At 64.4% G+C, this 17920-nt stretch carries 17 protein-coding genes; 11 read left to right on the forward strand and 6 right to left on the reverse strand.

The window, feature by feature from the left end:
• Nucleotides 1-129 precede the first annotated feature (129 nt).
• Nucleotides 130-1365, reverse strand: a complete 1236-nt coding sequence (locus K1177_RS06870; protein WP_224702556.1) for an N-acetylmuramoyl-L-alanine amidase — start codon at nt 1363-1365, stop codon at nt 130-132.
• Between the two features lie 635 nt (nt 1366-2000).
• Here K1177_RS06870 and K1177_RS06875 point away from each other — a divergent pair.
• From K1177_RS06875 to K1177_RS06885, 3 genes are all read left to right on the forward strand, one after another.
• Complete coding sequence (locus tag K1177_RS06875) at nt 2001-4688, forward strand: Rne/Rng family ribonuclease (RefSeq protein ID WP_224702557.1); 2688 nt, start codon at nt 2001-2003, stop codon at nt 4686-4688.
• A gap of 48 nt (nt 4689-4736) precedes the next feature.
• A complete protein-coding gene (locus tag K1177_RS06880) occupies nt 4737-5429 on the forward strand; it encodes a helix-turn-helix transcriptional regulator (RefSeq protein WP_224702558.1) in 693 nt (230 codons plus the stop codon).
• 64 nt (nt 5430-5493) lie between these two features.
• On the forward strand, nt 5494-5865 hold the full coding sequence (locus K1177_RS06885; protein WP_224702559.1) for a VOC family protein: 372 nt from the start codon (nt 5494-5496) through the stop codon (nt 5863-5865).
• Nucleotides 5866-5874: 9 nt separating this feature from the next.
• Here K1177_RS06885 and K1177_RS06890 read toward each other — a convergent pair whose 3' ends face one another.
• Nucleotides 5875-6456 (reverse strand): hypothetical protein, encoded by a 582-nt coding sequence (locus K1177_RS06890; protein ID WP_224702560.1) that lies wholly within the window; start codon nt 6454-6456, stop codon nt 5875-5877.
• Between the two features lie 71 nt (nt 6457-6527).
• Entirely contained in the window at nt 6528-7679 is a 1152-nt protein-coding gene (locus K1177_RS06895) for a pyridoxal phosphate-dependent aminotransferase (RefSeq protein ID WP_224702561.1), read from the reverse strand.
• A 157-nt stretch (nt 7680-7836) separates the two neighbouring features.
• Here K1177_RS06895 and K1177_RS06900 point away from each other — a divergent pair, with 157 nt between their 5' ends.
• From K1177_RS06900 to aat, 5 genes are all read left to right on the forward strand, one after another.
• Nucleotides 7837-8709 (forward strand): DsbA family protein, encoded by an 873-nt coding sequence (locus tag K1177_RS06900; protein ID WP_224702562.1) that lies wholly within the window; start codon nt 7837-7839, stop codon nt 8707-8709.
• A gap of 94 nt (nt 8710-8803) precedes the next feature.
• On the forward strand, nt 8804-9241 hold the full coding sequence (gene aroQ / locus K1177_RS06905; RefSeq protein ID WP_224702563.1) for a type II 3-dehydroquinate dehydratase: 438 nt from the start codon (nt 8804-8806) through the stop codon (nt 9239-9241).
• A gap of 34 nt (nt 9242-9275) precedes the next feature.
• Nucleotides 9276-9773 (forward strand): acetyl-CoA carboxylase biotin carboxyl carrier protein, encoded by a 498-nt coding sequence (gene accB / locus K1177_RS06910; protein ID WP_224702564.1) that lies wholly within the window; start codon nt 9276-9278, stop codon nt 9771-9773.
• Nucleotides 9774-9783: 10 nt separating this feature from the next.
• Nucleotides 9784-11130 (forward strand): acetyl-CoA carboxylase biotin carboxylase subunit, encoded by a 1347-nt coding sequence (gene accC / locus K1177_RS06915; RefSeq protein ID WP_224702565.1) that lies wholly within the window; start codon nt 9784-9786, stop codon nt 11128-11130.
• Between the two features lie 159 nt (nt 11131-11289).
• Nucleotides 11290-11940, forward strand: coding sequence for a leucyl/phenylalanyl-tRNA--protein transferase (aat, locus tag K1177_RS06920; protein WP_224702566.1), 651 nt, complete (start codon nt 11290-11292; stop codon nt 11938-11940).
• On the opposite strand, the gene K1177_RS06925 is transcribed toward aat, so the two are convergent.
• The 3 genes from K1177_RS06925 to K1177_RS06935 form a co-directional block, all read right to left on the reverse strand.
• Nucleotides 11924-12421: a GyrI-like domain-containing protein gene (locus K1177_RS06925; RefSeq protein ID WP_224702567.1), complete on the reverse strand. Its 498-nt coding sequence runs from the start codon at nt 12419-12421 to the stop codon at nt 11924-11926. The genes aat and K1177_RS06925 overlap by 17 nt on opposite strands.
• A gap of 39 nt (nt 12422-12460) precedes the next feature.
• Nucleotides 12461-13246 carry an SDR family NAD(P)-dependent oxidoreductase gene (locus K1177_RS06930; RefSeq protein ID WP_224702568.1) on the reverse strand — a complete coding sequence of 262 codons (786 nt, stop codon included), beginning with the start codon at nt 13244-13246 and terminating at the stop codon, nt 12461-12463.
• Between the two features lie 153 nt (nt 13247-13399).
• Nucleotides 13400-15208, reverse strand: coding sequence for an IlvD/Edd family dehydratase (locus K1177_RS06935; RefSeq protein ID WP_224702569.1), 1809 nt, complete (start codon nt 15206-15208; stop codon nt 13400-13402).
• A gap of 293 nt (nt 15209-15501) precedes the next feature.
• Between K1177_RS06935 and K1177_RS06940 the strand changes: the two genes are divergently transcribed.
• From K1177_RS06940 to K1177_RS06950, 3 genes are read left to right on the forward strand one after another with little or no spacing between them, the layout of a single operon-like run.
• Complete coding sequence (locus K1177_RS06940) at nt 15502-16422, forward strand: 2-dehydro-3-deoxygalactonokinase (protein ID WP_224702570.1); 921 nt, start codon at nt 15502-15504, stop codon at nt 16420-16422.
• 9 nt (nt 16423-16431) lie between these two features.
• On the forward strand, nt 16432-17043 hold the full coding sequence (locus K1177_RS06945) for a 2-dehydro-3-deoxy-6-phosphogalactonate aldolase (protein WP_224702571.1): 612 nt from the start codon (nt 16432-16434) through the stop codon (nt 17041-17043).
• Nucleotides 17040-17918, forward strand: a complete 879-nt coding sequence (locus K1177_RS06950) for an SMP-30/gluconolactonase/LRE family protein (RefSeq protein ID WP_224702572.1) — start codon at nt 17040-17042, stop codon at nt 17916-17918. Before K1177_RS06945 ends, K1177_RS06950 begins: the two co-directional genes overlap by 4 nt.
• Nucleotides 17919-17920: the final 2 nt, after the last annotated feature.

Raw genomic sequence — 17920 nt, forward strand, 5'->3', positions numbered from 1 at the left:
AGCACCGGAACGGCGACACAGTGCGAAATTAGTCAGAATCATAACAGAATCGGCCTGGTTTGGGCATCACAACGCGTTGCCACGGCAGGGCCGCGCCTGCTTCCGGCAAGACGTGATGGATATGTCACATCACGGCTGCTTGGCCAGGCTGTCGAAATAGGCCGATATGCCGCGTGCCAAGGCCTCGGCCGTCCGGTCCTGCCAGTCGCCCTGCAGCAGATTGGCCATGTCGTCCGCATTGGACAGAAAGCCCAGTTCGACAAGAATCGATGGAACATCAGGGGCTTGCAGCACGAAGAAGTCCGCCTGCCGCACCGGGAACCGCCGCATGGTCACGCTGGGCTCTAGCTGGCGCACGACGTCCTCGGCTAGCGTATAGGACTGGTGGCGCATTTCGCGCCGCATCAGGTCGAGCAGGATATCGACCACTTCCGGCGCCATCTGCGGTGCAGCAAATCCGGCGATAATGTCAGCCTTATTCTCCGATTCAGCTAACAACTTGTCCAGCACATCGGTCGCATTTTCGTCGCGCACATAGACGCTGGCGCCACGGATATCGGGTTGCTGGAAACTGTCGGCGTGAATGGAGATGAAGATGTCGGCCTTGTTGGCCCGCGCCAGCGCCACCCGCTCTTCCAGCCGCAGGAAGGAATCGTCCTCGCGGGTCAAAGCCACGTCGAACCGGCCCGAGGCGATCAGCAATTGCTGCAGCTTGAGGGAAAAGGCCAAGACAATGTCCTTTTCCTTGGCGCCGCTGAGCGCCTCGGCGCCACTGTCGATACCGCCATGGCCCGGGTCAATGACCACCAGCGGTCGTGTTGCAATGGGCAGCTCGGAGCCGCCGGCGGGCGTCGAGGTGGTCGCTTGCGGCACGCTGGCCGACGCGACCAGATCCTTGGCAACATTGGCGGCAAATTCCTCTGCTGTCGCCGGAATGATGTCCACCACCAGGCGGGCGGGCTGATCCTCGAACGGGTCGAGCACATAGGCCTGCTGCACCTGGGCAGGCCCGGTGAGTATCAGCGTCGTGCGCACCCGGTCTGGGCCAGCCTGTTCAACCTCGTATTGCTCGATCATGCCCTCGCCCGCCGGCGTCCCCAGTGGTTCGGGCACGGAGAATGTCGCTGCGCGCACATCGATCGCCAGGCGATTGGGGTTGTCGAGCGAAACCAGCGCAAACTCGGTCTTGGCGGCAAGGTCAATCACCAGCCGCGCCCGTTCGGGCGTCGCGGTCACCCGCACATCCATAACATTGGGCAGCCCGATGGGCGCCGCCTCGGCGGCGGTCGCGCTGGCCGCGGCATCCTGCGCAGCCGCTGGCATCGGGCCCAATGCCAGCGTCGCCAGCACCAGCGCCACGGACATCAGGACTTGACGGAATGGTGTGAACACGCGCAGGCCGGCCCCCGGAGACTTGATGATGCCGCAACGCCGGCCCGATGGCACGACTCTGCGGCGCGATCGCTCTTATGCGATGATTTGCAGGCGTGGCCAACCGGCGCACATAAATTTGCCCGGGCGCTCGGATTCTGACTTTCCTGTTGCCAATCGGTCGCAACATCCCTACACGCTAGAGGGGAAGCGCGAGCTTCTCGCTAGACCTGTTTGGGCAGTCTTTGGACCACCACAGCGACGCGGGAGGGGAGCCGTCCGGGAGCGAAGAGTATTCTCCGGGACAGGTTCAGAAGCGGCATTTCCAGCGCTTCGCTACGAATTTCGGTTCCTGTCGGACCGGACGGTTGTCGGCGTGATGTACGTCGCGGACAACCCAATAGGAAGAGGTCAGATGGCCCGCAAGCGGACAAGACGCGACGCGATCGAACATGACGATTGCCGTTTTGCCATGCTGCATCTTTCGGCCCTGATCAATCATACCGGCGCGCATGAGGCAGAGCTTTTGCGCGCACCCACCCCCAAACCATTCGCCTCGCACTGCGCCACCAGAAGGGGTCCGGCTATCCGGAACCCTCTTGTCGGCGCGCGAGCGCGCGGAGTTTTCTATGGCTACCAAGAGAATGCTGGTGGATGCCATCCACCCGGAAGAAACACGGATCGTCGTCACTGAGGGAAACCGTCTCGAAGAATTCGACTTCGAATCAGCGACCCGCCGCCAGTTGCGGGGCAATATTTACCTCGCCAAGGTCACGCGCGTAGAGCCGTCCCTGCAGGCGGCCTTCGTTGAATATGGCGGCAACCGCCACGGCTTCCTCGCTTTCAGCGAAATCCACCCCGACTACTATCAGATCCCCGTTGCCGACCGCGAAGCCCTGCTGCGCGACGAAGAGCACGACGACGATCATGCCGATGAGGCCGAAGAAGCCCCTGCCCCCGCAGAAGCGGCGGCAGAAGGCGACAGCGACGTCGACGCCCATGGTGACGAAGATGCCAGCCACATCGAGCAGGCGCCTGCCAATTCCGAACCGGTGGAATCCATCGGTGGCGCGGACGCGCTTGAAGAAGTGCCCGAGCGTCGCCGCCAGAGCCCCAATCGCCGGCACTACAAGATCCAGGAAGTCATCAAGCGCCGCCAGGTCATGCTGGTGCAGGTCGTCAAGGAAGAACGTGGCAACAAAGGCGCTGCCCTGACCACCTATCTGTCCCTGGCCGGCCGCTATTCGGTGCTGATGCCCAACACCGCCCGTGGCGGCGGCATTTCCCGCAAGATCACCAATGCGGCCGATCGCAAGCGCCTCAAGGAAATCACCTCCGATCTCGAAGTGCCCCAGGGCATGGGCGTGATCCTGCGCACGGCCGGTGCAGCCCGCACCAAGGCCGAGGTCAAGCGCGACTTCGAATATCTGATGCGCCTGTGGGAGAGCGTGCGCGAACTCACCCTCAAGAGCCAGGCTCCCTGCCTGGTCTATGAGGAAGGCTCGCTGATCAAGCGGACCATTCGCGACCTCTACAACAAGGAAATCGACGAAGTCTTCGTGGCCGGCGACGACGCCTATGCCGAGGCGAAGGACTTCATGCGCATGATCATGCCGAGCCACGCCAAGAACGTGCAGCTCTACAAGGATGATCAGCCGCTGTTCTCCAAGTACGGCATCGAAGCCCAGCTCGATTCGATGTTCTCGCCCACGGTCACCCTGCCCTCGGGCGGCTATATCGTGATCAACCCGACCGAGGCGCTGGTTTCCATCGACGTCAACTCGGGTCGCTCCACCAAGGAGCACAATATCGAGGACACCGCGCTCCAGACCAATCTGGAAGCCGCTGAAGAAGTGGCGCGCCAGTTGCGCCTGCGCGACCTCGCGGGCCTGATCGTCATCGACTTCATCGACATGATGGAGAACCGCTCCAACCGGGCCGTCGAGCGCAAGCTCAAGGATTGCCTCAAGGACGACCGCGCCCGCATCCAGGTCGGCCGCATCAGCCATTTCGGCCTGATGGAAATGAGCCGCCAGCGCATCCGCTTTGGCGTGGTGGAAAGCTCCACCCACAAGTGCCCGATGTGCGATGGCACCGGCCTTGTGCGTTCCACCGAGTCGCTGGCGCTGATGATCATGCGCCACATTGAAGATCATGTGCTGCGCCGCCAGGGCCAGTCGATCAACGTCCGCGTGCCGGTCGAGGTTGCCCTGTACATCCTCAACTTCAAGCGCGAGACCCTCATCGCGCTCGAGATGCGCAATCAGCTCTCGATCACCATCACCGCCGACGGCAAGATGACCGGGCACCAGTTCGCCATCGAAAAGGGCGAAGCCCGCGTCATGGCCTATGCCGAACAGCGTGCCACCGAGCATGTCCGCGTCGATAGCGCCGTCATCGATGACGACATCGACGATGATATCGTCGACGAGGCTGAAGACGAAGACACCGAGGCCGAAGCCCGCCCGGCTGCCGCCGAAGCCGGCGAAGGCGAGAACGGCCGTCGCCGCCGCCGTCGCCGCCGTCGTGGCGGTGCCGATCGTGGTGACGACAATGGCGCCCGCCCGCAGCAGCGCGCCGCTCAGGCGGCACCGGTTGATGGCGAAACCGAAGCCGACGCGGAAGAGGCCGAGGGCGAGGATGGCGAAGACGCCGCAGCACGTCCCGCTGGCGAAACCCAGGGCGAGGGCGAACTGCGCAAGCGCCGCCGTCGCGGCCGTCGCGGTGGCCGTCGCAACCGTCGTGATGGCGAAGAGTCCAGCGAACAGGCCGCGGTCGCTGCCGTGGTGAGCGATGCCACCGAGGCAGCGGTCGAAGCGGAACCCGAGGCCAGCGCTGTTGCCGAGGCACCTGCCGAGGCGGCTGAAGTGGCCGTCGAGGCTCCGGTCGTGGCCGAAGAAGCCCCGGCCGAAAAGCCCAAGCGCACTCGCCGCCGCAAGACGGCAGCTTCCGAAGAAGCGCCGGCAGCGGAAACCGCAGAACCCGCTCCCGCCGATGCAGCCGCCCCTGAAGCGGCCGCCGAGGAAAAGCCCAAGCGCAAGCCGCGTGCCCGCAAGCCCAAGGCTGAAGCAACCGAGACCGCGGCGGCTGAAGCCACAGCGCCGGAAGCCGTGGCTGCCCCCGAGCCGGCTCCCGCAGCACCTGCTGCCGCGCCGGCAGAAGAGGCTGCGCCCAAGTCGCGCCGCGTCAAGAAGGAACTGCCGGCCGAAGGCATCGTGGTCTCTTCCAGTGCTGCACCGGCTGAAAAGCCTGCCGGCGAAGAGCCCGAGCCCAAGAAGAAGGCCGGCTGGTGGCAGCGCCGCCTCGGCCTCGGCTAGAACGATCAAGAGGCGGCCCCTGGGCCGCCTCTTTGCTTTTGAGCCACCATGTCCCGTACCAGCCGCCTGCTCGATCTGCTGCAATTGCTCCGCAACCGGTCTACGCCGGTCACCGGGCCTGACCTTGCACGGGAACTGGGCATCTCCATCCGCACGCTCTATCGCGATATTGCCACGCTACAGGGCCAGGGCGCCGACATCGTCGGGGAGCCGGGCCTGGGCTATGTGCTGCGCCCCGGCTTCACGCTGCCGCCGCTGATGTTCTCTGCCGATGAAATCGAGGCCCTGGTGCTCGGCTCACGCTGGGTCGCTGCGCGCTCCGACGACCATCGCCTGAGCCAGTCAGCGCAGCAGGCCCTGTCCAAGATCACCGCCGTCCTGCCCAAGGATCTGCGCGAACGCGCCGAGGCCACCAATCTCCTCGTGGCCCGCAACACGCCAGCGCCCGCCCGGATTGACGCCAGTCTCATCCGCCTTGCCATCCGCAACGAGCACAAGCTGGCCATCACCTATCGTGGCCCCGATGGGGCAGAGACCGAGCGCACCATCTGGCCCTTCCTGATCGGCTTTTTCGACGAAGCCCGCGTGGTCGCCGGCTGGTGCGAACTGCGTCAGGCCTATCGTCATTTCCGCATTGACCGCATCACCGCGCTCACCACGCTGGCGGATCGCTACCCGCGGCGCCGTGGCGTCATGCTCAAGGAATGGCGCGCCATCAACGCCGTGCCGCCGCAGCCCTGACAGCCACTGCCGAAAACTGACAGCGCCGTTGGCTAGGGTCTCCCCATACCCAAGGAGACATCCCATGCCGACCCTCAACTACATCCTGCTCGCCGTCGCCGACCCCGCTGCCAGCGCCCGCTTCTACACCGCCCTGCTCGGCCGCGAACCCGTGGAAAACTCGCCCACCTTCGTGCTCTATGTGCTGCCCAATGGCCTCAAGCTGGGCCTCTGGATCGCCAAAGACATCGTCCCGGCCCCCAAGCCCGCAGGCGGCGTCGAAGTCACCTTCAGCCACGCCACCGACGACGATGTGCGGGCGACCTATGCCGACTGGCAGACCCGGGCAGAAATCCTGCAGCAGCCCACGACCATGGATTTCGGGTTCACCTTTGTCGCCGCCGACCCCGACGGGCACCGTCTGCGGGTCTTTGCACCAGCCGCCAATCCGCGCTAGCGCTGCGGCTCAATGGGCCTTGTGCGCCTCCTGGCGGCGCACAATGGCCACGCCCGCCTCCACCGTGCGCAGAATGGTCAGCCGCGCATGCGGCTCCTCCGGCTTGCGGTGTGGCGACACGGGCTGATGCTTGTCCAGCCGGTGGCGATCCGGCCCCAGATAGTGCCGCGTCTCGATATAGAGATGTTCCTGACCGATCTGGGCAGCCAGCCGCGTCGCGATCGTCCGCCCGTCCTCGGGCACATTGATCACATCGTCAAAGCCCAGCTCGATATTGGCCAACACCTCGTCCGGCTTGGCCTCGCGCAGGAACAGCACCACCGGCGCATAGCTCAGGCTGACTGTTCCGGATTGCCGCACAGCCTGCAGAACCAGCCGCCTTGCAGCCGTGTCGAGATCAAAATGCACCAGGAAGAACACCAACCGGTGGTCGAAGTCATGCGGCACCAGCTTGACCGTCGGCCCCACGACAGCGCCAAACCGCAGCTTCTCGGCCAGTCGCATCAGCGCCGCGCCGTCGGTGTCGTTGCCGGCACGCACAATGGCCACGCAATGGGCCAATATGCCGGGGTCGGCGGGATGGGTATGCATGGTCCGGACCTCCCAATCCTTCCTGCTCCCGCCAATCGTGCCAGCAAGGGCTTAACGATGCGCTATGCCGCTCAGCGCCGTCGTAGCCAGCCGCCCATGCGCTCGATGGCCTGCTCGACGCTTGTGCCCGTCCCGGCATAGGAGAAGCGCACAAAACCATGCCCATCGGTGCGGTCGAAGTCGACGCCCGGCGTCGCCGCCACCCCGGCCTCGTCCAGCATCCGCGCGCAGAAATCCATGGCGTCGTTGGAGAAGGCCGAAATCCCCGCATAGGCATAAAAGGCGCCATCCGACGGTGCGCCAACCTCAAAGCCCAGCTCGGCCAGCCCTGCGGTTAGCCGTAACCGGTTGGTTGCATATGCCGCCTTCTGTTCCTCGGCATAGTCGCGCTCGCCCAGCGCCACCGTGGCGGCGATCTGGCTCAGCGTCGGCGCCGAAATGAACAGGTTCTGCTGCAGGATTTCGGCGCGGCGCACGAAGCGCTCGGGCACCACCATCCAGCCGATGCGCCAGCCGGTCATGCAGTAGTATTTCGAGAAGCTGTTGATGATGATGGCCTGATCGGTCAATTCAAGCGCGCTCACCGACGGGCCGCGATAATCCAGCCCATGGTAGATTTCGTCGGAAATGAAGGTCACGCCCAGCCGCGCGCAGGTCTCGACGATCTCCTGCAGGCCGGCACGATCCACCGCCGCGCCGGTCGGATTGGCCGGGCTGGCAAACAGCAGCCCGTCGAACGGCGCCCGCGCATGGGCTGCGGCGATATCGGCGCCGGTCAGGCGCCAGCCATTGGCCGCGGTCACCGGAATTTCCGCCACGCCAAAGCCCAGGCCCAGCAGTGTGTTCACATAGGCCGGATAGCCCGGGCGGGTGACCGCGATGCGCGCGCCCGGCCGGAAGGCGGCGTGGAACGCCAGGATGAAGCCGGACGACGAGCCCATGGTGCAGATGATGGCCTCGGGATCCACCGCCACGCCGTGCTGGCTCTGGTAGTAGTCCACCAGCCCGGCCCGCAGTTCCGCCAGGCCCTTGGCATTGGTATAGCCCTGCGCTGCCGGCAGCGCCTGGCGCACCGCCTCGAGCACTTTGGGCGCAGGCGGCGCGCCCGGCTCGCCCACCTCAAGGTGGCAGATGCTGCGGCCCGTGGCCTCCAGCGCCTTGGCGCGCTTGAGGATTTCCATCGCCTGAAACGGCATCAGCCCGTCTGTGGTCGGATCGATCATGGCAGGTCCCTTTGCTCCGGCATCGCCTAGCCTGATTGGCGCCCCCTCTCAACAACATTTGATGGGGCGCTGAGCAAGCCGTTCACTCCTGGGTGCTAAACTGGCATCGCGTCTGCTAGAAGGCTGCGCACAGATCCTTCCGGAGTTTCAATCCCTCATGTCGCGCGTATCCATCGCCCTCGTCGCCCTGGCCGGCATCCTTGCAGGCGCCCTGGGCTATTCGGTGCTCAATCGGCCTGCGCCAGAGACCGATACGGCCAGCGTGCAGGCCATGATCGATTCCGCCATCTCCGCCTATGATGCCAAGCGCCTGGCGGAGCAGCCCGCCGCCCCGCAACAGGATGTCGCGGCCATCAGCCAGGACCAGATCAACCCCATGATCGAATCCTTCCTCATGGGCGACCCCACCATCCTGCAGCGCATGTCGGTGGCGCTCGACACCAGGATGCGCGCCGAGGAAAAGGCCAAGGCCACCTCCGCCATCGCCACCATGCGCGACAAGATCTTCAACGACCCACGACAGGTCGTGCTTGGCAACCCCGATGGGGACGTTACCCTGGTCGAGTTCTTCGACTACAACTGCGGCTATTGCCGCTCGGCCCTGCCCGATATGGCTGCACTCCTGGCCGAAGACCCCAATCTGCGCGTCGTGCTCAAGGAATTCCCCATTCTCTCCAACGAATCCATCGATGCGGCCCGCGTGGCCGTGCTGGTGGGCGATGCCGACGTGGACTACTGGAGCTTCCACGAGGCCCTCTTCACCAGCCGCGGCAAGGTGGACAAGCAGGTGGCGCTCGACGCCGCCGCCAATCTCGGCCTGAGCCCGGTGACCCTCGAGCTCGACATGGGCACCCCAACCGTGGCCGAGACCATCCAGACCTCCTATGAGATCGCCAAGGCGCTCAACATCACCGGCACGCCCACCTACATCATCGGCAACGAGATCATTCCGGGCGCCATCGGGCTCGATGAACTGCGCAGCCGCATCGCCAATATGCGCGCCTGTGGCGAGACCGCCTGCGAAGGCTGATCGCGCGCGGCAAGCGCGGCGCTTTGCCTTTTCGGTGCAATTCGTGTAACCGCGCTTGCTTCAGCATCCGGACCCGGTGCACAAGGCACAAACAATGGCAAAGCGCGTTCTCGTCCTCAATGGCCCGAACCTCAACCTGCTCGGCACCCGCGAGCCGGGCATCTATGGTGCGCACACGCTCAAGGACGTCGAAACGCTCTGCAAGCAGACGGCGACGGAACTGGGCCTGACCATCGATTTCAGACAGTCCAACCACGAGGGCGAACTGGTCACCTGGATCCAGGATGCCCGCAAGACGGCGGATGCCATCGTCATAAATCCGGCTGCCTATTCCCATACATCGATTGCCATCCCTGATGCGATCAAGGCTGTGGGCCTGCCCGTGGCCGAAGTCCATCTCAGTAACATCCACCAGCGCGAGGCATTCCGGCACCATTCCTATGTGTCGGCCGCCGCACTGGGCGTCATTTGCGGGTTTGGAGTGACCGGGTATAGACTGGCGCTCATAGCCCTCGCAGAGAAACTCAAATAACGATCAACGCGTACCGCGCGGGAGACCGACAAGAATGACCAAGTCATCGCAAGTGGATCAGGACCTGATCCGTGCCATCGCCGAACTGCTCAACAAGGAAGATCTCGCCGAGATCGAAATCGAGCAGGAGGATTTCCGGGTCCGCGTCACCCGCTCCTATCCCAACGAAGCCGTGACCTATGCCGCGCCGCCGCAGCAGCACTATGTGCAGGCCCCGCAGGCCGCACCGGCCTCTGTCACGCCCGCCGGCTCCGTGCCCGCCGCCGCTCCGGCCGCTGTGGAAGACCTCTCGTCCAACCCCGGCACCCTCACCTCCCCCATGGTCGGCACCGCCTACCGTTCGCCCGAGCCCGGCAAGCCGGCCTTTGTTGAAGTGGGCGCCAAGGTGACCGAAGGTCAGACCATGCTGATCATCGAAGCCATGAAGACCATGAATCAGATCCCGGCCCATCGCTCGGGCACCGTCACGCGCATCCTCGTCCAGGATGCTCAGCCGGTGGAATACGGCGAGCCACTCGTCGTCATCGAGTAAGGGGGACTTCATGTTCCAGAAGGTCCTGATCGCCAACCGCGGCGAAATCGCTCTGCGCATCCTGCGCGCCTGCAAGGAGCTCGGCATCCAGACCGTGGCGGTGCACTCCACCGCCGACGCCAATGCCATGCATGTGCGCCTTGCCGACGAAAGCGTCTGCATTGGCCCGCCGTCCGCCAAGGACAGCTATCTCAACATTCCGTCCATCATGGCGGCCTGCGAGATCACGGGCGCCGATGCCGTCCACCCCGGCTATGGCTTCCTCAGCGAAAACGCCCGCTTTGCCAAGATCCTCACCGAGCACAAGGTGACGTTCATCGGACCTTCCTCGCACCATATCGAGATCATGGGCGACAAGATCACGGCCAAGAAGACGGCCGTCGAGCTGGGCATCCCCGTCGTGCCCGGTTCCGCCGGCGCTGTCGAAACCGATGCCGAGGCGATTAAGACCGCCAAGGAAATCGGCTATCCCGTGCTGATCAAGGCAACGGCCGGTGGCGGTGGTCGCGGCATGAAGGTGGCCCATTCCGAGGCCGATGTGCTGGTGGCCTGGTCCACCGCACGCTCCGAAGCCAAGGCCGCCTTCGGCAATGACTCGGTCTATATGGAAAAATACCTCGGCAAGCCGCGCCACATCGAGGTGCAGGTGCTCGGCGATGGCCAGGGCAATGCCGTCCATCTGGGCGTGCGCGACTGCTCGCTGCAGCGTCGCCACCAGAAGGTCTGGGAAGAGGCCGGCGGCCCCACCATCAAGCCGGAAGAGCGTGACAAGATCGGCGAGATCTGCGCCGCCGCGATGCGCAAGCTGAAGTACTCCGGCGCCGGCACCGTGGAATTCCTCTACGAGAACGGCAATTTCTACTTCATCGAGATGAACACCCGCCTGCAGGTGGAGCATCCCGTCACCGAACGCATCACCGGCATCGACATCGTCTACGAACAGATCCGTGTCGCGTCGGGCGAAAAGCTGTCCATGAAGCAGGAGAATGTGAACTTCTATGGCCATGCCATCGAAGTGCGCATCAATGCCGAGGACCCGCAGACCTTTGCGCCCTCGCCCGGCACCATCACCTTCTACCACCCCGCTGGTGGCGTCGGCGTGCGCGTCGATTCGGCGGTCTACCAGGGCTACAAGATCCCGCCCTATTACGACTCGCTGATCGGCAAGCTGATCGTCTATGGCCGCACCCGCGACGAATGCCTGCAGCGCCTGCGCCGTGCCATCGACGAATTCGTCATCGACGGCATCAAGACCACCCTGCCGCTGTTCCAGCGCCTGATTCGCGAGCCGGACGTTCTGGCCGGCAATTACGACATCCATTGGCTGGAAAAGTTCCTGGCCGAGAACAAGGCCTGACGGCCAAACTGTCGAAATACAAAAGGGGTGCGCTGCACCCCTTTTTCTTTTGATCGCGGCGCCGGACGATCCATGCGCGGGCGCCATGGCAAACGACAGTCCTGTCGCATGGCAAGACGCCGCCCCAGATGTTAGGATTGGACGTTCCGGAGTTCCGCCATGTCGCGCCGTCACGACCCCTTCGACATCGAGATCACGCCCGAATTGATCGTCCGCGCCTACAGCGCCGGCATCTTCCCCATGTCCGAGGACGCCGAAGACGAAAACCTGTTCTGGGTCAGTCCGGAACACCGTGGCGTCATTCCGCTCGATGGCTTTCGCCTGTCGACCAGCCTACGCAAGGCCATCCGCAAATCGGGCTTTACCGTGAAAGTCGACACCGACTTCGCTGCCATCATCCACGGCTGCGCCACGGTGGGGGAAGACCGTGACACCACCTGGATCAATGGCACGATCCGCCAGGTCTATGGCGAGCTCTTCAGCCGGGGTATTGCCCACACCGTCGAGGTCTGGGACGGCAGCGATCTGGTCGGTGGGCTCTATGGCCTGGCCATCGGCGGCGCCTTCTTCGGCGAGTCCATGTTCCATCGCCGCACCAATGCGAGCAAGATCGCCATGGCGCATCTGGTTGCCCGGCTCAACGCCGGCGGCTTCGTGCTGCTCGACACCCAATTCCTGACCGATCACCTGGCCTCGCTCGGCGGCATCGAAATTCCTCGCCGCGATTATGAGGAGCGCCTCGCTGACGCGCTCCTCCACCAGGGCGACTGGGATGCCCTGGATCGGCTGACCCCTAGTCCTTCAGCTTGAACGCCAGTTCAGTCACCCATTTGTCCATGTCGGGCTCGTCATCGGGGTCGGTCACATAGATTTCAAGGCGACAGGCGAAGTGGTCGCCGTCGCTGCGTTCGACCATGTCGAGCACCTGCCCGCTCTGGCGCACCCAGCCGATCAGTACGCCGGTGACCGGCTCGAGCTTGTTGGGGTGCCCGTGCCACGCCAGGGAGACAAAGCGCCCGGCCGGTAGCGTGCCGAACTGCACCCGATCGGTGGGCGTGCCCGCCTGCGCCACAGCTACGCCAGCCTCGATATCGAGCGTGGTGGCCATGTCGATGCGCCGGTAGTTGTAAAAGGCGGGGCCGACCGGCGCGATGCCCTGCTCGGCCAGCGTGGCAAACAGCACCGGAAAGCCCTCGTCGGCCGGTTGCAGCACCTTGTCCATGGGCACGGTGTACTTGATGAACGCATAGGCCTGCGCGGGCCGCGTGATCGTCTCAGGCAAAGTCAGCATCGGTGTCCTCCCCAATGAATGCCGGCCAGTCAAAAATCGTCAGTCGATCAGCGCCCCGCCGGTGGCATTGGCAAAGGTCGCCGTCATGCCGGCCGCCAGATCGCTGGAGAGCAGCACGGCTGCGTCGGCCACCTGCGCCAGCGCGGTGACGCGCCCGAGCGGCACCCCGCTGCCCCATTCCTCTGACAGCTCGTCAAAGGTCTTTCCGATCGCCTTGGCATGCTGCATCCAGGCGTCGCGCACGCCCGGCGCGTCCGGCGAGCCCGGAGAGCGCACCCAGCACACCCGCACGCCCTTTGGACCTTCTTCCTGGCCCAGCTGCCGCAGGAAATTCTCCACCGCCGCACAGGCAATGCCGAAGCCGCCAACATTGGCCATGGTGACCCGACCGACATTGGCCGTGATCCCCACGATCACCCCACCGCCATTGGCGGCCATGTGTTGGGCCATGATCGTCCCGGTGTGGAACCAGGTGGTCAGACCGCCCAGGATCGGCGCCATCATGGCGTCAAATCCCATCTCCGCCATGTGGCTGCCCTGCACATCGTCCCAGAAGGTGCCGTTGAACATGACCTTGATGGGCCCGACCCGACCGGCCACCTCATTCAGATGCTCCCGGATCGACTGGGGGTCGCGCGCATCGACAGTCGTCACCTCGGCGCGGTCACCCGAGGCCGCGATCTGTTCCGCCACCGCTTCCATGGGCGCCCTGTTGCGCGCGGCCAGCACCACATGCGCGCCTTCGCGCGCATAGGCCCTGGCGACCGCCCCACCGACTGCACCGCTGCCCCCATAGACGAGAGCCGTCTTGTCCTTCAACAACATGGTTCTTTTCCTTCCCTGGCCGCCGCCTGCGCGGCCCATTGTCCACCATACTCCGCACGACGAGCGGCACTTTCGCCCTTCGACCGGCACAAAACAAAAAAAGGCCCACCATCTCTGGCGGGCCTTTCGGGTAACCGGAAGCTGACCTCTCGATCAGTGGTTGTCGCGCGGAACGCCGTTCGTCTGGGCGATGCGCTGGTACTTTTCGGCAGGCTTGAGAATGGCGCCGTCGCCGAGCTGGCCGACGATACCACGCTGGATTTCCTGCCACGGCGTCTGGCTCTTGGGGAACTTGTAGCCCCCCATCGATTCCAGATCGGTCCGGCGCTTGGCGATCTCTTCGTCGGAAATCAGGATGTTCGCCTGACCGGTATTGAGATCGATCCGCACGCGGTCACCGGTGCGCAGAATGGCGAGATTGCCACCCGCCGCCGCTTCCGGCGAGGCGTTCAGGATCGACGGCGAGCCCGACGTGCCCGACTGGCGACCGTCACCGATACAGGCCAGCGCCGTGATGCCCTTCTTGATCAGATAGCTCGGTGGCCGCATGTTGACCACTTCGGCCGCACCCGGATAGCCGATCGGACCGGCGCCGCGCATGAACAGCAGCGTGTTCTCGTCGATCTCGAGCGACGGATCGTCGATGCGGTGATGGTAATCCTCCGGACCATCGAACACCACCGCCTTGCCTTCAAACGCACCGGGATTGGCCGGGTTGTTGAGGTAGCGATCACGGAACTCGGACGAGATCACGGATGTCTTCATGATGGCGTTGTCGAACAGATTGCCACGCAGCACCAGGAACCCGGCTTCAGTCTTGAGCGGATTGTCGAAATGCCGGATGACCTTGTCGTCCTGGATCGTCGTCGTCTTGCAGTTCTCGCCAATGGTCTTGCCGTTGACGGTGGGCGCATTCTCGCGGATCAGGCCCTGGCTCATCAGTTCGTTGACCACCGCCGGCACGCCGCCGGCATGGTAGAAGTCCTCGCCCAGGTATTCGCCGGCCGGCTGCAGGTTCACCAGCAGCGGCACCTTGTGCCCATAGGTCTGGAAGTCCTGCAGGTCCAGCTCGACGCCGATGTGCTTGGCAATGGCCTGGATGTGGATCGGGGCATTGGTGGAGCCACCGATGGCCGAATTGACCACGATGGTGTTGATGAAATTGTCCTTGGTCAGGATGTCGGACGGCTTGAGGTCCTCATGCACCATGTCCACGATGCGCTTGCCGGTGCGATAGGCCATTTCCTGGCGATCGCGATAGGGCGCGGGAATCGCCGCCGAACCGGGCAGCTGCATGCCCAGCGACTCGGCCAGCGAGTTCATGGTCGAGGCCGTGCCCATGGTGTTGCAATAGCCGGTCGAGGGGGCGGACGACGCCACCAGCTCGATGAACTGGGCATAGTCGATCTCGCCAGCGGCCATCATCTGGCGCGCCTTCCACACGATGGTGCCAGAGCCGGTGCGCTCGCCCTTGTGCCAGCCGTTCAGCATCGGGCCAACCGACAGGGCAATCGCCGGAATATTGACGGTCGCCGCGCCCATCAGCATGGCCGGGGTGGTCTTGTCGCAGCCGATGGTCAGCACCACGCCATCCAGAGGATAGCCATAGAGCACTTCGACCAGGCCCAGATAGGCCAGGTTGCGGTCAAGGCCAGCGGTGGGACGCTTGCCGGTTTCCTGGATCGGATGCACCGGGAACTCGATGGCGATGCCACCGGCTTCACGGATGCCTTCGCGCACGCGCTCGGCCAGGACCATGTGGTGCCGGTTGCAGGGGCTGAGGTCAGAACCGGTCTGGGCGATGCCGATGATCGGCTTGCCCGACTGCAGCTCTTCGCGCGAAACGCCGAAATTCATGTAGCGCTCGAGGTAAAGCGCGGTCATGTCCGGGTTTTCGGGATTGTCGAACCAGGCGCGCGAGCGCAACTTCTTGGGCGCTGTACCGCCGTTTCCTGCCGTCATTTTGATCTTTCCTTGCTGCTGCCCGACGCAGCAGAGCAGCGTCCGGTTTAGCCTCTTTCTATCATGGCTGGCGGTGCTGTGAATGGGAAACCGCAGAAAAATCATACTTATGCGATTTCCCGGTTCACAGCGCCGGCCGATCTGCCGGAACGCCCCGAAAACCTTACCAATCGAGGAGACGCGCCCATGCGATGCCGCTTTTGTGCCACCCGCTGGCACGTGCGATTCCGGCTTTATGAAAGCGCCCCCAGCCAGTAGGGTCGCGCCGGCTATCGGGCATCAGCGAGGCATTCGTGACGGATTTAGTGGACTGGATTGCGGTGGATTGGGGCACGTCCAATCTGCGCGCCTGGGGCATCGACAAGGACGGCAATGTTGCGGTCGAGCGCAGCTCGCCCAAGGGCATGGGCAAGCTCACACGCGAGGAGTTTCCCACCGCGCTGACGGAACTGCTCGATGGCGTCACCAGCGCCGGCGGCGGTCCGATCGAGGTGCTGATCTGCGGCATGGCCGGTGCTCGCCAGGGTTGGCTTGAGGCCCCCTATCTCGAGGCCCCCACCGATCTCGCCAATCTCTATGCCGGCGCCGTGCGGCCCGCCATGCCCGACCCGCGCCTGGCGCCTGCCATCCTCCCTGGCGTTTGCCAGCGTGGCGGCAGCGACGACGTGATGCGCGGCGAGGAAACCCAGTTGCTGGGCCTGGCGGCGCTGCATCCCGATTTTGCCGGCATAGTCTGCATGCCGGGCACCCATTCGAAATGGGCCCGCCTCGACGGCACCCGCATCGGCCACTTCTCGACGGCCATGACCGGGGAAATGTTCGAACTGCTGCGCAGCCAGTCTGTACTGCGTCATTCGCTCAATGGCGATCTCGACGGGCCCGGCCGCAGCGCCGGCTTCGTCGCGGGCGCCAGAGCCGGTCTGGATCATCCCGATCAGCTGCTGGGCACGCTGTTCAAGGTGCGCGCCAGCGCCCTGCTCTCCGACCGCCAGCCGGACTGGTGCGCGGGCTATCTCTCGGGGCTGCTGATCGGCACCGAGGTGGGCAGCAATCGTCATCTGATTGGTGAGCAACCCGTGCCATTGATCGGCTCGCCGGCCCTGTGCGGTCTCTATGCCCAGGTGCTAGCCATGATCGGCGCCACCGGCGTGCCGCAGGACACCACCAAGATCGTGCTGGCCGGCCTCAAGGCCGCGCGCGGCCGAACCGTTTAGGAGTAGACCATGGACCATCGCCACCTCATTGCCATTCTGCGTGGCATCACACCGGGCGAGACCATTGCGGTCTGCGAGGCGCTCATCAATGCCGGCATCACCATGATCGAGGTGCCGCTCAACTCGCCCGACGCCTTCACCTCCATCGCCATGGCCTCCAATGCCCTGAGCGATCGCTCGGCCATCGGCGCCGGTACCGTGCTGAGCAAGAAGCAGGTCTGGGCCGTTTCCGACGCTGGCGGCACCTTTGTGGTCTCGCCCGACACCAACAAGCAGGTGATCGAGGAAACCGTCCGCCTGCGCATGTTCTCCTTCCCCGGCGTTTTCACCCCCACCGATGCCTTCCGTGCCGTCAAGGCGGGTGCCACTGGGCTGAAATTCTTCCCGGCTGAGGTTCTGGGGCCCAAGGGCATCAAGGCGATGAAGGCGGTGCTGCCGCCCGAACTGCCGCTCTATGCCGTGGGCGGCGCCAACCCGGACAATTTCAACGAGTATTTCGCCGCCGGCTGCGCCGGCTTTGGCCTGGGCACCTATATCTACAAGCCCGGCATGGATGCCAGCCAGGTGGCCGAGCGCGCGGCCGCCGCAGTGGCCGCCTATGACGCGGGGAAGCCAGCATGAACCAGACCGCCCGTCTTCTGATCGACAGCCAATGCGCCCTGGGTGAAGGCCCGATCTGGCACCCCGGACGCCAGCAGCTGTTTTTCTTCGACATCAACAACGAGACGCTGTTCGCCGTGACGGCCGATGGCGAATTCGCCGACAGCTGGATGTTCAACGAGACCGTCGCGGCTGCCGCCATCGTCGATGATGACACGCTGGCGCTGGCCACAGACACCGGCCTCAAGGTCTTCGACCTCGCCACTGGCGGCATGAACCGCATCAACGAGATCGAGGCCGACAAGCCCGCCACCCGCACCAATGACAGCCGTGTGCATCCCTCGGGCGCCTTCTGGATCGGCACCATGGACCGCGGCGCCGAGGAAGCGCCCATTGGCGCGGTCTACCACTACCGGGGAGGCGTGCTGACCACGCTCAAGAGCGATGTGGCCATTCCCAACGCCACCTGCTTCTCGCCGGACGGCCGCATCGCCTATTGGACCGATACCCCCACCCGCCGCATCATGCAGTGCGCAACCGACCCGGATACCGGCATGCCCATTGGCGAATGGACACTGTTTGCCGACGTTTCCGACCAACCCGGCTATCCCGATGGTGCGGTGATCGATAGCGAAGGCTACCTCTGGAACGCCCGCTGGGGCGGCAGCTGCGTCGTGCGCCATGCGCCCGATGGCAGCGTCGACCGCATCATCGATGTGCCCGTCAGCCAGGTCACCTGCCCCGCCTTTGGCGGCAAGGACCTCAAGACGCTGTTCATCACCACGGCCAACAAGAACATGAGCGCCGAACAGCTCGCTGCCGAGAAGGTGGCCGGCGGCCTGTTCGTCATCGACCTCGACATCGCCGGCCTCCCCGAAGCCAAAATCACTCTCTGAGA

The sequence above is a fragment of the Devosia aquimaris genome (genome assembly GCF_020169335.1).
Classification (GTDB): Bacteria; Pseudomonadota; Alphaproteobacteria; order Rhizobiales; family Devosiaceae; genus Devosia; species Devosia aquimaris.